The sequence below is a fragment of the Nocardia sp. NBC_01009 genome (genome assembly GCF_045208035.1).
GTDB lineage: Bacteria > Actinomycetota > Actinomycetes > Mycobacteriales > Mycobacteriaceae > Nocardia.
Map to the genome: position 1 here is coordinate 1,192,032 of NZ_CP108695.1, position 14,740 is coordinate 1,206,771.

Annotated in this window: 9 protein-coding genes; 5 read left to right on the plus strand and 4 right to left on the minus strand. The window is 67.1% G+C overall.

From position 1 onward, the window contains the following. Window positions 1–1,551 (plus strand): MFS transporter, encoded by a 1,551-nt coding sequence (locus OHA42_RS05350; RefSeq protein WP_406235057.1) that lies wholly within the window; start codon window positions 1–3, stop codon window positions 1,549–1,551. 346 nt (window positions 1,552–1,897) lie between these two features. Here the strand turns inward: OHA42_RS05350 and OHA42_RS05355 are convergent, their stop codons facing one another. Then, complete coding sequence (locus OHA42_RS05355) at window positions 1,898–3,694, minus strand: DUF4407 domain-containing protein (protein ID WP_406235059.1); 1,797 nt, start codon at window positions 3,692–3,694, stop codon at window positions 1,898–1,900. Between the two features lie 480 nt (window positions 3,695–4,174). On the opposite strand from OHA42_RS05355, the gene aroQ reads away from it, so the two are divergent. The 4 genes from aroQ to OHA42_RS05375 all read left to right on the plus strand — a co-directional run bounded on the left by aroQ (window position 4,175) and on the right by OHA42_RS05375 (window position 13,160). Next, on the plus strand, window positions 4,175–4,780 hold the full coding sequence (aroQ, locus tag OHA42_RS05360; protein WP_406235061.1) for a gamma subclass chorismate mutase AroQ: 606 nt from the start codon (window positions 4,175–4,177) through the stop codon (window positions 4,778–4,780). Window positions 4,781–5,537: 757 nt separating this feature from the next. Then, window positions 5,538–10,190, plus strand: a complete 4,653-nt coding sequence (gene gltB, locus OHA42_RS05365) for a glutamate synthase large subunit (RefSeq protein WP_406235063.1) — start codon at window positions 5,538–5,540, stop codon at window positions 10,188–10,190. Then, window positions 10,183–11,652 (plus strand): glutamate synthase subunit beta, encoded by a 1,470-nt coding sequence (locus tag OHA42_RS05370; protein ID WP_406235065.1) that lies wholly within the window; start codon window positions 10,183–10,185, stop codon window positions 11,650–11,652. The genes gltB and OHA42_RS05370 overlap by 8 nt, the downstream gene beginning before the upstream one ends. A 608-nt stretch (window positions 11,653–12,260) precedes the next feature. Beyond that, on the plus strand, window positions 12,261–13,160 hold the full coding sequence (locus tag OHA42_RS05375; RefSeq protein ID WP_406235067.1) for a cutinase family protein: 900 nt from the start codon (window positions 12,261–12,263) through the stop codon (window positions 13,158–13,160). A gap of 62 nt (window positions 13,161–13,222) precedes the next feature. Here the strand turns inward: OHA42_RS05375 and OHA42_RS05380 are convergent, their stop codons facing one another. From OHA42_RS05380 to OHA42_RS05390, 3 genes are all read right to left on the minus strand, one after another. Next, entirely contained in the window at window positions 13,223–13,564 is a 342-nt protein-coding gene (locus tag OHA42_RS05380) for a hypothetical protein (RefSeq protein ID WP_406235069.1), read from the minus strand. Between the two features lie 133 nt (window positions 13,565–13,697). Continuing rightward, entirely contained in the window at window positions 13,698–14,315 is a 618-nt protein-coding gene (locus tag OHA42_RS05385; protein WP_406235071.1) for a histidine phosphatase family protein, read from the minus strand. A gap of 116 nt (window positions 14,316–14,431) precedes the next feature. Then, window positions 14,432–14,665, minus strand: a complete 234-nt coding sequence (locus OHA42_RS05390; protein WP_406235073.1) for a hypothetical protein — start codon at window positions 14,663–14,665, stop codon at window positions 14,432–14,434. Window positions 14,666–14,740: the final 75 nt, after the last annotated feature.

Sequence of the window (14,740 nt, forward strand, 5' to 3'; positions counted from 1 at the left end):
ATGAGCACACAGACCACGAAGGACACCCGGAACGATTTCGGGCCGGCGACGGGGACCACCGCCCCGCCCCGCGCCACCACCCGCGACTGGGCCGGCCTCGCCGTGCTCGCACTCGCGCTGCTGCTGCTCGCCGTCGACGCCACGGTGCTCGACCTCGCGGTGCCCGCGATCAGCGCCGATCTGACGCCGACCACACCGCAGCTGCTGTGGATCATCGACGTGTATTCGTTCGTCCTCGCCGGTCTGCTGGTGGTGATGGGCAACCTCGGTGACCGGATCGGGCGGCGCCGGCTGCTGCTGATGGGTGGCGTCGGCTTCGCGGTCGCGTCGGCGATCGCGGCGTGGTCGGTTTCGCCCGAGATGCTCATCGCCGCCCGCGTGCTGCAAGGTGTCGCCGGTGCGACCCTGATGCCCGCAACGCTGGGTTTGATCCGCTCGATGTTCCTCGATCCGCGCCAGCGCACGGTCGCCATCGCGGTCTGGAGTGCGATGGCAGGCGGTGGCGCGGCGGCAGGTCCGCTATTGGGCGGCTGGCTGCTCGAGCACTACTGGTGGGGCTCGGTGTTCCTGGTGAACCTGCCGGTCATGCTGGCACTGCTGGTGCTCGGCCCGGTCCTCCTTCCGGAATCCCGTGATCCGAACCCCGGCCGGTTCGACCTGCCGAGTGCCGTGCTGTCCATGCTGGCCCTGGTGCCGGTGGTGTACGCGGTCAAGGAGAGCGCTGCCCACGGTCCCAGCCTGGGAATGGTCGGCATCGGTGCGATCGGCGTGCTCGCCGGTGTGTTGTTCGTGCATCGGCAGTGCGGTCTCGAGCACCCGATGATCGATCTGAAGCTGTTTGCATTGCCGAGGTTTCGCATCGCGGTGCTCACCAGCCTGCTTTCGGTGTTCGCGCTGGCCGGCGAGCTGTTCTTCGCCTCGCAGTACCTGCAACTCGTGCTCGGCCACTCGCCCTTGGAGGCGGGCCTGCTGCTGTTGCCCGGTCTTGCGGCCAACGTGATCGCGGCGCTCGGGTCCGCATGGTTGGTGCGGTATCTGCGGCCCGGCCTGGTGCTCAGTGGTTCGCTGCTGGTTGCGGCTATGGGTTCGGCACTATTCCTGCTACTCGGTGCCGATGCGACGAGCAACGTGACATTCATCGTCGCCTTCCTGTTCACCGGCGCCGGTGTCGGTGTCTCGCTGACGATCTCGTCGGATCTGGTGGTCAGCTCCGCGCCTGCGGCGCGAGCCGGTGCGGCGGCGGCGGTCTCGGAAACGGCGTACGAGACCGGCATCGCGCTGGGCGTTGCGGTGCTCGGCAGCGTGGTCATGGCGGTATTCCGCAACGGCCTGGAGCTGTCGCTGATCCCTGCCGAGCATGCGAAAACCGCGTCCGAATCCTTGGGCGGTGCCACAGAAGTAGCGCGCGGATTACCAGAATCCGTCGGTGCCGAGTTCCTGACCTCGGTGCACGAGGCGTTCGTGTCGGGCATCCACATCGCGGCCATCGGCACTTCGGCGGTGATGCTCCTCGCCGCGGCGGTGGCGTTCCGGCTGCGGGTCCGGTCGTAGGTGCGCCGCACGCCACTGTCGGGCATGCACCCGGCTGCGGCGGATAGCTGTCGGCGCACACCACGATCGCGCTGAATCCGATACCGCCCCGATCTCGACGGCCGCCACACCCGTGTCGATCCACACCCCGTGTCGGCCCCGGACCCCGCCCGGCCCACCACCTGTGTGGCAACCGGGCACTCCGTCTGGTGGGCGTCGGGTTGCTACACGAGGTGTTCGGCCGGGTCGGTGAGAGAAATGGTGGCTACCGAGAGGGATCTGAGCAACCATTTCACTGCGCTCGATTGGGTGGTGCGGAGCTCGGCGGGTGGGGTGTCGAGGGAGGGGATCAGGACGGGGTGGGGGGTCAGTGGCCGGGTGGGAGTTCGCGTTGGGGGCGGCCGGGGAGTTCAGGGGTGTGTCGTGCGGGCAACTCGCTGTGGGTGTGTGCTGCGGGCAGGCCGTAGCCGTGCGCACCGGTGGGCGGCAGTGCGGAGTAATAGCGCGGGTCGTTCGGGCTCGCGTACTGCTGCTGGTAGTCCGCGTCGACGACGGTGGAGGCGATCTGCTGGGCCTGCCACTGGGGTGAACCAGGGGGCAGTTGGTAGCCGACGGGGGCGGCGTTCATCGCTGGTGCGTGCGAGTCCTGGGAGTCGACGGTGACCTTGCGGGTACGCCGGAGGGTGAAGGTGATTTCCTCGACCTCCTCGAAGGCCTGGCGGGCGGTGCGCAACGGGTTGGTTGCGGAGTCGATCGCATTGGCGACGAAGGCGGGGACGAGGGGGCGGATGAAACGGGCCGCCGTGTCGGAGAAGGGCACCGTGCCGATGATGGGGAGTTCGAGGCCGCCGCCTTTGGGAGTGGCCGGGGTGGGGGCTGCGACGGCAGGGGTCGATGCGGCTGTGGTGGTCGCCGGTGCGAGTGCGCCCACTGTCACGGTGGCGGGCAGGTTCGGTGTCGCGTGAGACACGGAGGTGTCCTCTCGGTCGCCAGCCGGTGCGGCTGGTAGTTCGCGGCGGCGCGGCGGCTCGGTGATGCCGAGCTCGAGCCCACCGATAGCGGCGATGATGTGGGTGCGCTGGCGTTCCCGATCGATCGCGGCGTCCGCCTCGACGGCCAGTCGCGCCGCGGTGAGTTCGTGTTCGGCGCGCAGGGCGGCTGCCTCGGTCCGCACCTCGGCGCGTTTGACGGCGATCTCGGCGTCGGCGGCGCGCTCGGCGCGGTCCTGCACAGTCTGGGCGGCGAGGCGACGGTCGATGGAGGTTTCGCCGCGCCACCACCGAAGGATCAGCGGCAGCAATGCCAGGAAAATCAAGGCCACGATCGTCAGCACCCGAAGTGGCAGTGCGCCCGCGTTGTGGCCGGTGTATTCGTTCATGGCCTGCCAGCGCGCGCCGAGGCCGCGGTCAGCGTCGGTGAAAGCGGTGGATTCGGCTGCGCGGACGGTCTTTTGGTCGTCGGCGATGCGCTGGTCGAGCGGGGGCACCCGGTCCTGTGCCGCCGTCAGCTGCTTGCGGGCATCCGCGAGCATGTCGTTGGCGGTCTGTGCTTCGGGTCCGCGGCCGGGCACCCCGGTGATACGGGTCCGGGGGCACTCCGGGCTCGGGTTGAATTCACACCGCGCAATGACAAGTGCGTGATCGATGTCGGTTTGCGCCTTGGTGATCGTCTGATCCAGCGAGGTCCGGTCGGCGCGGGCGCGATCCAGCTCGGCGTTGGCGGCCACCACCGCAGGAGCCGAGGCGACCGAGCGCTGGGCCTTCTCATCCAAGAGCCGATCGACGGAACCACCGAAAACGACGATCGCAGCCAACTCGGCAACCAATCCGCCGACCAATACCGCTACGGCGATCCGCGCGATCACTCCGAGCCGGTCCGGTGTGCCACCGGGGCGTGGGGTGGCGAGCGCGCGAGCGACCGCGCCGGCCAGCAACGCGACGACGAGGGCCGCGGCAACGATGGCGAGCAACGGCCAGGTGTCGGCCGCGGCGAGAGCGAGCGTCGCTATCGCGCCGGACACCGTCGCGAACAGCAGCACGACAGCACCGGTGACGGCGTAACTTGCGTGCTCATGCCGGTCATCGAGTTCGGTGCCGGGTGCTGTCGCATCCTGCGTCCGCTCGAGACCTCCGCCGAGCCAGGCGACCATGCCGGTGACCGTCATGGGATCTCACATCCTCTACGTCCCAGTCATTGTGGCGAGCTTGGCGAAACTGTCACAGATTCGTTGTCACAGCGTGACAGGCCACGGCCCGACACACCGAGCACGGTCCTGCGGATGTGTTCAGGTTCACAAAGATTCGGTTGCCGGATGCCTCCCCACGAGCGGAAATGCTCCCGGCGCAGTCGAACCGAGCGGATCGACTGCCTGGTGGCACGCCGTGGAAGGAGTTCGTCGCCGCTCGCGCCGAATCGAGCGGCGGTGAGGCAGCCGCTTGTTGGCACTGCCGGGCGGAGTTTGTCGCTGGTCGCGCCGGGCCGAGCGGGGGTGAAGCAGCCGCCTGTTGGCACTGCCGGGCGGAGTTTGTCGCTGGTCGCGCCGAATCGAGCGGAGGTGAGGTGGCCGCTTGTTGGCACTGCCGACGAAGTCCGTCGCCGGTCGCGCCGGGCCGAGCGAGGCGGGGCAGCCGCTTAACCTGGCACGGTGATTCGTTTCCGAGCGTGGAGGTCGGGACTGCTGGTCCTGCTGTCGGTGGCGCTGGTCGTGCTGGTTCCCGCTAGCGCTCTTGCGTCGCCTGTCGAGCCGCGCACCGGGTCACTGCACGGGCTCGTCGAGTTGGTGGCCGATCGGCTCGACACCGCCGATGCGGTCGCTGCGGCGAAGTGGGCGACAGCGCAGCAGCTCGGAACAGAGCCGCCGATCGATGATCCGGGCCGCGAGGCCCAGGTCTACGACGATATGGCCCGCCTCGGCGCCGGGCGCGACCTACCCGAAAACTGGATCAGGCAGGTGTTTTCCGGCCAGATCGAGGCCAGCAAGATCGTCCAGCGCGGACTGGTCGCACGCTGGCGATTCGATCCTGCGGCGGCGCCTGCGGCCCCACCGGATCTGTCGAAGGTGCGCCCGCGGATCGATCGGCTCAACGTGGACATCGTCGAGCAGTTGGCCGCACAGCGCGACGAGCTGACCGCGCCCGACTGCATGGAAAGGCTTGCTCCCAGCGTTTTCGGTGTCCTGACCTCGGGGCGTGCCGACGCGCTGCACCAGGCCGCCCTGATTCGCGCCGTCGCCACCCTCTGCGCGCCATAGCCCGCGGACGGGTTTCGCTGCCGCGCTGATGCTTCGGTGTCGCCGTGTGGCGTAAAGCACTTCGGAATGATTGCTGGAAATGTGCTGAAAACCACAAAAAGCAAAAGAGTCCGGACGGTCGGATCGGGTTCTGTGCTTGTCATGACCCTGTCGGAAATGTCTCACCGGGTCGCTTGTCGAGTTAGCCGCCGACAAGATGGTTTGCCCGCTGCGGAGCAGGGGAAATCATCTTCGATGCAGGTGAGGGCCGGTTCTGGCAGTGCGAGCTGCGCTATGGGCCAGGTCTGACCCGCCGGGTGTCGTCCCCTGGCACTCGGTGCCAGGGGATCGATCCCGCCAGGTTCGCTGCTTTACACTGGACAACGCGCACACGTGGAGGACCCCAATGAAGAAGCCCAGCTAGACCTGGTTATTAGTGCAACCTTGGTTGGTTGGGCCCTGGACCTGACTTATCGTTTGCTCTTACGTCGAACACAGAATGTTCGGCCACGATTGCCCGCTCGGGCACCTCACGCCGGTGCTCAGCCTAGCGGGCGAGCACCCGCACGGAGGTAAGGAACTCGTCAGCGTTCCGTTACCGCCGAGCACCCACTACGTAACACCAGCGGGTGGACAACTGGAGACGTGACTGCACGCCGGACCATCAGCGCGGCTGGATCCGGAACGTACGGGCGCAGTCTTGACGGAGGCATTCGACGAAAGGCCGTTTTTCACGCAGGCCAACCTCATCGAGGCCGACTTTCTTGAAGGCAGAGGCATGACGCAACTTCCTGGCCACAGGTCCCCTGGACCCATCGGGCTCTATGACCCGGCGAACGAACACGACGCCTGTGGTGTCGCATTCGTCGTCGACATGTACGGCCGCCGCAGCCGCGACATCGTCGACAAGGCTATTACGGCTCTGTTGAACCTGGAGCACCGTGGTGCCGCAGGCGCCGAACCCAATAGTGGTGACGGTGCAGGCATCCTGATCCAGATTCCGGACCGGTTCTTCCGCGCCGTGGTCGATTTCGAGTTGCCGCCGGAGGGCTCCTACGCCACCGGTATTGCCTTCCTGCCGCAGGCCCGCCGGGAGGCGACCAAGGCCGCCTACGGCCTGGAACGGATCGTCGAGTCCGAGGGCCTCGCGGTCCTCGGCTGGCGCGATGTGCCCACCGACGAGTCCACCCTCGGCGCCCTGGCCCGCGACGCCATGCCCACCTTCCGGCAGATCTTCATCGGCTCTCCGAAGGGTGCGGCCGCGCAGTTGTCGGGCATGGATCTCGAGCGCCGCGCTTACGTCGTGCGCAAGCGGGTGGAGCACGAGCTCGGCAAGGCGGGTGCAGGCGAAGGCGCGGTCGGCAAGGAGTCGGTGTACTTCCCGAGCCTGTCCGGGCAGACCTTCGTCTACAAGGGCATGTTCACCACGCCGCAGCTGCGCGCCTTCTACCTGGACCTGCAGGACGACCGGATGGAGTCCGCCCTCGGCATCGTGCACTCCAGGTTCTCCACCAACACCTTCCCGTCGTGGCCGCTGGCGCACCCGTTCCGTCGGGTCGCGCACAACGGTGAGATCAACACCGTCACCGGTAACGAGAACTGGATGCGGGCCCGCGAGGCGCTGCTGCGCTCCGAGGTGTTCGGCACCAACGAGGCGGGCAACAACCGGCTCGAGAAGATCTTCCCGGTCTGTACGCCCGGGGCAAGCGATACGGCCCGCTTCGACGAGGTGCTGGAACTGCTGCACCTCGGCGGCCGCAGCCTGCCCCACGCGGTCTTGATGATGATTCCCGAAGCCTGGGAACGCAACGAGACGATGGACCCGCAGCGTCGGGCCTTCTACCGCTACCACTCGATGCTGATGGAGCCGTGGGACGGCCCCGCATCGGTGTGCTTCTCCGACGGCACCGTCGTCGGCGCCGTGCTCGACCGCAACGGTCTGCGCCCCAGCCGCATCTGGGTCACCGACGACGGCCTCGTCGTGATGGCCTCCGAGGTCGGTGTCCTCGACATCGATCCGGCGAAGGTGGTCAAGAAGGTCCGGCTGCAGCCCGGCCGCATGTTCCTTGTCGACACCTCGCAGGGCCGCATCGTCGGCGACGAGGAGCTCAAGTCGCAGCTGGCCGTCGAGCACCCGTACCAGCAGTGGCTCGACGCGGGCGTGACCAAGCTTGCCGACCTGCCCGACCGCCCGCACGTGCACATGTCGCACGACCGCGTGCTGATCCGGCAGCAGATCTTCGGATACACCAACGAAGAGCTGAACCTGCTGATCTCGCCCATGGCGAAGACCGGTCTCGAAGCGCTCGGCTCGATGGGCACCGACACTCCGATCGCGGTGCTCTCGTCGCGGCCGCGACTGCTGTTCGACTACTTCTCGCAGCTGTTCGCGCAGGTCACCAACCCACCGCTGGACGCGATCCGCGAGGAAGTCGTCACCAGCCTGCGCCGGGCCATCGGTCCGGAAGCCGACCTGCTGAATCCGGGACCGGAGTCCTGCCACCAGATCACCGTGGCGTCGCCGATCCTGGACAACGACGAGCTGGCCAAGCTCGTGCACATCAATGACGACGGTTCGCAGCCCGAGCTACGTTCGGTGGTCGTGCGCGGTCTGTACCAGGTCAAGCAGGGCGGCAAAGGCCTGCGCAAGGCGCTCGAGGCGATCAACACCCAGGTGTCGGCCGCCATCGACGGCGGCGCGCGGATCATCGTGCTGTCCGACCGTGAGTCCAACGAGAAGCTGGCGCCGATTCCGTCGCTGCTGCTGACCTCGTCGGTGCACCACCACCTGGTCCGCGAGCGCACCCGCACCATGGTCGGTCTCGTAGTCGAGGCCGGTGACGCCCGCGAGGTGCACCACATGGCCATGCTCGTCGGCTTCGGTGCGGGCGCGATCAACCCGTACATGGCCTTCGAGACCATCGAGGACATGCTCGAGCGCGGCGGACTCCAGGTCCCCGGCAGCACCGGTGATCTGGCCGCCGACTACCGCAAGGCGGTTGCGAACTACAACAAGGCCGCAAGCAAGGGTGTGCTGAAGGTGATGTCCAAGATGGGCATCTCCACCCTGGCGTCCTACACCGGCGCGCAGCTGTTCCAGGTCATCGGCCTGTCGCAGGACCTGGTGGACGAGTACTTCACCGGTCTGCGTTCGCATCTCGACGGCATCGGGCTCGACGAGATCGCCACCGATGTGGCCGCCCGCCACACCGTCGCGTTCCTGGAGAACCGCAACGAGCGCGCGCACCGCGAGCTCGAAGTGGGCGGTGAATACCAGTGGCGGCGCGAGGGCGAATACCACCTGTTCAACCCGGACACCGTTTTCAAGCTGCAGCACGCGACCCGCACCGGTCAGTACTCGATCTTCAAGGAGTACACCAAGCTGGTCGACGACCAGTCCGAGCAGCTCGCCTCGCTGCGCGGCCTGTTCAAGTTCAACACCACCAACCGGGCCGCGATCTCGATCGACGAGGTCGAGCCTGCCAGCGAGATCGTCAAGCGGTTCTCCACCGGCGCGATGAGCTACGGCTCCATCTCCTCGGAGGCGCACGAGACCCTGGCGATCGCGATGAACCGTCTCGGCGGACGCTCGAACTCGGGTGAGGGCGGCGAAAGCCCGTCCCGCTTCGAGCCGGAGGAGAACGGCGACTGGCGGCGCAGTGCGATCAAGCAGGTGGCGTCGGGCCGCTTCGGCGTGACCGCGCACTATCTGACCAACTGCACCGATATCCAGATCAAGATGGCGCAGGGCGCGAAGCCCGGTGAGGGCGGCCAGCTTCCGGCGCACAAGGTGTACCCGTGGGTCGCCGAGGTACGGCACTCGACGCCCGGCGTCGGCCTGATCTCGCCGCCGCCGCACCACGACATCTACTCGATCGAGGACTTGGCGCAGCTGATCCACGACCTGAAGAACGCGAACCCGCAGGCGCGGATTCACGTGAAACTTGTTGCGGAGCCCGGCGTCGGCACGGTTGCGGCCGGTGTGTCGAAGGCACACGCGGACGTGGTGCTGATCTCCGGCCACGACGGCGGCACCGGCGCCTCGCCGCTGACCTCGCTCAAGCACGCGGGTGGTCCGTGGGAGCTCGGCCTGGCCGAGACCCAGCAGACGTTGCTGCTCAACGGACTTCGCGACCGCATCGTCGTGCAGGTCGACGGCCAGATGAAGACCGGTCGCGACGTGATGATCGCCGCGCTGCTCGGTGCCGAGGAATTCGGTTTCGCCACTGCGCCTTTGGTGGTCTCGGGCTGCATCATGATGCGGGTCTGCCACCTCGACACCTGCCCTGTGGGTGTCGCGACGCAGAACCCGGTGCTGCGCGAGCGCTTCACCGGCAAGCCGGAGTTCGTCGAGAACTTCATGCTGTTCATCGCCGAAGAGGTTCGGGAACTGCTGGCGCAGTTGGGCTTCCGCACGCTCGACGAGGCCATCGGCCGGGTCGACATGCTCGACACCACCAAGGCCAAGCAGCACTTCAAGGCCAGCAAGCTGGACCTGTCGCCGATCCTCGACGACGTCGAGACGGCGTTCATGCGCCAGGACCGTCGCTGCACCAAGACGCAGGACCACGGTCTGGACAAGGCGCTGGACCAGCAGCTCATCACGCAGAGCCGCGATGCGCTCGAGCGTGGTCAGGCGGTGAAGTTCGAAACCAAGATCTCGAACGTGAACCGCACCGTCGGCACCATGCTCGGCCACGAGGTGACCAAGCTCTACGGTGGCGCGGGCCTGCCCGACGACACCATCGACATCACCTTCACCGGCTCCGCAGGCAACAGCTTCGGCGCCTTCGTCCCCGCCGGCATCACGCTGCGGGTGCTCGGTGACGCGAACGACTATGTCGGCAAGGGACTTTCCGGCGGCCACCTGGTGGTCCGCCCATCCCCGAACGCACCGGCCGAGTTCGTCGCGGAAGAGAACATCATTGCGGGCAACGTGATTCTGTTCGGCGCGACCAGCGGTCGGGCGTTCATCCGCGGCGTCGTCGGCGAGCGGTTCGCCGTGCGCAACTCCGGCGCCACCACGGTGGTCGAGGGTGTGGGCGATCATGGCTGCGAGTACATGACCGGTGGTCGGGTCGTCATCCTCGGTGAGACCGGCCGCAACTTCGGCGCAGGTATGTCCGGCGGTGTCGCGTTCGTCTACAACCCGAACGGCACCTTCGAGGCCAGGCTCAACCCCGAGCAGGCCGACGCCGTCGAGCAACTGTCAGGTGACGATTTCACCTGGCTGCGCGACATCATCACGCAGCACCGTGATCAGACGGGTTCCGCTGTCGCCGACCGCATTCTGAGCGATTGGTCGCAGCAGGTGAACCACTTCGTGAAGGTCATGCCGCGGGAGTACAAGAAGGTTCTGCTCGCGATTTCCGAGGCCGAAAAGAACGGCACCGACGTCGACGAAGCGATTATGGAGGCGGCACGTGGCTGACCCGCAAGGATTTCTGAAGCACACCAAGCGGGAGCTGCCGACGCGTCGTCCGGTTCCGCTGCGTCTGATGGACTGGAAAGAGGTCTACGAGCAGGGGTACCCGAAGGAGACCCTTCAGCGTCAGGCCAGCCGGTGCATGGATTGCGGTATTCCGTTCTGTCACAACGGCTGTCCGCTGGGCAACCTGATCCCGGAGTGGAACGACCTGGTCTACAGGGGCCAGTGGCGTGAGGGCATCGACCGGCTGCACGCGACCAATAACTTCCCGGAGTTCACCGGGCGGTTGTGCCCTGCGCCGTGCGAGGCGTCCTGTGTCCTCGGCATCAACCAGGACCCGGTGACGATCAAGCAGGTCGAGATCGATCTCATCGAGAACGCCTTCGACGAGGGCTGGGTGACTCCGGTCTACCCGACCCGCATCACCGGCAAGAAGGTCGCCGTCGTCGGTTCCGGTCCGGCCGGTCTGGCCGCCGCGCAGCAGCTGACCCGCGCGGGCCACACCGTGACCGTGTTCGAGCGCGCCGACCGCATCGGCGGTCTGCTGCGCTACGGCATCCCGGAATTCAAGATGGAGAAGCGCTTCATCGACCGCCGGGTTGCGCAGATGGAGGCCGAGGGCACCATCTTCAAGACCGGTGTGAACGTCGGTGTCGACGTCACCGCCGAGCAGCTGCGTGAGCGGTTCGACTCGGTGGTGCTCGCCGGTGGCGCGACGCTCGCGCGTGACCTGCCGATTCCGGGTCGCGACCTGAACGGCATCCATCAGGCGATGGAATTCCTGCCGTGGGCCAACCGGGTGCAGCTCGGTGACGACGTCACCGACGCCGACGGCCTGCCCCCGATCCACGCCAAGGGCAAGAAGGTCATCATCATCGGTGGCGGTGACACCGGCGCCGACTGCCTCGGCACTTCGCACCGGCAGGGCGCCGAGAGCATCCACCAGTTCGAGATCATGCCGCGTCCGCCGGAGGAGCGTGCCTCGTCCACTCCGTGGCCGACCTACCCGCTGATGTACCGGGTTTCCTCGGCGCACGAAGAGGGCGGCGAGCGGGTGTTCTCGGTGAACACCGAGCGTTTCGTCGGCGCCGACGGCAAGGTCACCGGCCTGGAGGCCCATGAGGTCAAGATGGTCAACGGCCGCTTCGAGAAGGTCGACGGCACCGACTTCACCCTCGAGGCCGACCTGGTCCTGCTGGCCATGGGCTTCACCGGTCCCGAAAAGCCGGGCCTGCTCGAAGGTCTCGGCGTCGGCTACGACCAGCGTGGCAATGTCCAGCGTGACAAGAACTGGGCGACCAACATCCCCGGCGTCTTCGTCGCGGGTGATATGGGCCGCGGCCAGTCCCTGATCGTCTGGGCGATCGCCGAAGGCCGCGCCGCCGCGGCCGCCGTCGACAAGTTCCTGGAAGGCGAAACCGCGCTGCCCGCGCCCATCACCCCCACGATGGTCGCGCAGCGCTGAGTAGATAGACCCGTCTCTTACCGGAGCGGAAGGCGCCTGTGGATTGCGAAATCCACAGGCGCCTTTGTCGTCGGTGCCGTGTGCTCGACATTGCTACTGCCGTCGCGGTGACTGTCCATGCGGCGCAGGCGAACCGGGCGGCGGCGATATGCGGCTGCCTCGCCTTCGCTCGGCCCGGCGCGGCGGCTGCCTCGCCTTCGCTCGGCCCGGCGCGGCGGCTGCCTCGCCTTCGCTCGGCCCGGCGCGGCGGCTGCCTCGCCTTCGCTCGGCCCGGCGCGGCGGCTGCTTCGCCTTCGCTCGCGCGGCGGCTGTCTCGCCTTCGCTCGGCCCGGCGCGGCTGTCGACGGACTGCGTCCGGCAGTGCCAATTTGATGGGGCGGGAATCGGACAAGCATGCTGGTTCGAATGGCGTTGACGAGGCCGTGGCCCTATTGTGATCTTCGGTGTGCCTCGAATCTTGGGATGTGGATTGCGTAGCGTACGTCATGCTGGCGGGTGATTTTCGTTCACCCGACGTGCACTGGAACGACATCCGCCGAGGTCAGCATAGGTAGTGACAACTTGTCGGGATTTTGCTCCCGCGGGAGCAAAGGTTGAACTGGAGCAGTATGCAGTTGAAGAAAGTTGCCGCGGGTCTCGGTGTGTGCGCGGCGATGGCGTCTGGTTTGGTCTTCGGTAGCGGTTCTGTAACGGCTGATCCGGGGTGCCCAAGTCTGTACGTCGTTGCCATCCCCGGCACCTGGGAGACCGGTCACGACAAGGAACCACAGCCCGGCATGCTGTCCGGTGTCACCAATGGGCTGCCCCGTTCCACCGACGTCGACTACGTGACCTACGCCGCGACCGCGTTCCCGTGGGAAGGCGATGTCTACGGCGCCTCGAAGAAGGAAGCGACCGACAAGGCTCGCGGACTCGTCGGTGCGATGGGACAGCGTTGCGCAGGCACCAAGATCGCCCTCGTCGGATACAGCCAGGGTGCGGACGCGGCCGGTGATCTCGCGGCCGAAATCGGCACCGGCCTCAGCGTTGTGTCGCCGGACCGGATCGCGGGCGTCGGCCTGATCTCCGACCCGCGTCGCTCGCCCACCGATGTTCAGGTCGGCCCGCCCGCCGCGGGCGCGGGCGCGGGCGGCCCGCGCGTCGGCGGCTTCGGCTGGGTCAGCGACCGCACCAGGACCATCTGCGCGACCGATGATCTCTACTGCGCCACCGCGTCCGACGACTTCGTGACCCGATTCGCGGGTTGGCTGGCCCAGACCTCCGACGCGAATCCGGCCAACATCTGGCGCTACCAGCTCGAAGCGGGCGCGATCATGAACGACCTGATGGCGCGTGGCGGTGTGCCGCTGTTGCAGTCGCAGCTCACCGATTCCGCCAACCAGCAGCGGGCCAAGGAGCTCGAGGAGTTCTACAAGTCGCAGGCCCACACGCTCTACGGCAGCTACTCGGTGGGCGGCGGCCAGACCGCCGTCTCCTGGATGCACAACTGGATCGCGGGCATGGCCTGATCTCGAGCAAGAAACACTGAAGGCCACCTCCCGCGCGGAGGTGGCCTTCAGTGTGTCGATTGCTAGCTGCTACCTGCCGAACCGGTCGGCGGCAGCACTCGATTGAACTGATGCGGCCCGTTGCCAGGGCCGGGATGGTCGCCGCGTTCACGGAACTCCGCCCGCGGCCTGTCCGGACCCGGCCGATCAGGGAAGTCGTGACCGCCGCGCGGGCCGTTGATTTCCGTTCCTTCCTGGACGGCTTCGCCCGATACCGCCTGGACCTGCGCGGTGCCGGCGGGGTCTGGAGTCTCGGCGGACGCAGTGACCGCCAGCGTCGCGAGTGGAACGGTGACCAGCGCGCCGGCCACCGCCACTCGGGCGAGGCGACGCCTGAACGAGATCGGTGTCTTGGAGAGCAACACGGAATTCCTTTCTCTCGGACCGTGAGTCGCGGTGCGGCGGCTCACCGGTTCCATAGAAGGTTCCGACGCTGGGATGCTGGTGCGATCGCACTGGCAATCGCCTGTGAGTGCCTGTGAGACGAAGGCCGAATGCTCAGTCCCGCGCAGCGATGTTGCGCGGCAACAGATCCCAGACATGACCGTTCTCGTTGACGGTCGCCGCGGTGCGGCGGCCGGTGCGCGAATACAGGATTCGGGTGATCGAGCAGTAGTCGATCGGAAAGGTCAGCGGCCGCGCCAGGTCGAGCACTTCCTGCAGGATCACATTGATCACGCCGCCGTGCGCGAAGACCGCGACCGTGTCGGCGGCATCGGTGGCCGAGGCGATCTCGAGGACGGCGTCGCGTACCCGGGTGCGGAAGGCGTCGGCGTCGACCTGCTCGGGCAGTTGGCCGGCCTTGATGCGTTCGTAGGCGGCCCGGAACTCGATCTTGGCGTCCTCGATCGGAATGTAGGCGGGCAGGTCGCGATCGTATTCCGCGAGGTCGTCCACGATTTCGACATCGAGACCCAGCTTTGCGGCGGTCGGCGCGGCCGTGTCGCGGGCGCGCCGCTGCGGGCTGCTCACGACGCGGCTGATCCGATGGTGGCTCAGCGCCGCGGGCACCCGCTCGGCCTGCTCTAGTCCGACGGTGGCCAGTTCGGGATCGGCCGGGCCGTCGGCATTCATGACCCGAAGCGGTTGGGCGTGACGGACGAGAATCAACTGCACACAGACCACTCTGCCGTATCGGCTGCGCTCGGCGGAGAGGTAGAGCCCCGAAGGGCCCGGGTCGCGCCGAGCGACCCGGGCCCTGTCGTCTGGGTACCGACTACCGGTCGGTGCGGTCAGTTCTGATTCTTGCGGTTCTTGAGAAGGTAGATGCCGCCGATGATCAGCGCGACGACGAGCAGGCAGCAGATGCCACCGAAGATCAGTCCGCCGTAGCTCTTCTTCTTTTTCTTGGCCGCGTAATCCAGCGCCTGGGTCCACGTGTCGCCCGCGGCCCAGGTGTCCGGGCTCGCCCACACCGTATGGTCCAGCAGACTCGCATTGGTCAGCAGGTCAAGGTACATATGCATCCCCATCTCTCCGGTATCGGCCTCCTCCCGGGGCCGAATGTCCAAGATTAGCGGGCACATCGGGCGGGTGTGAAG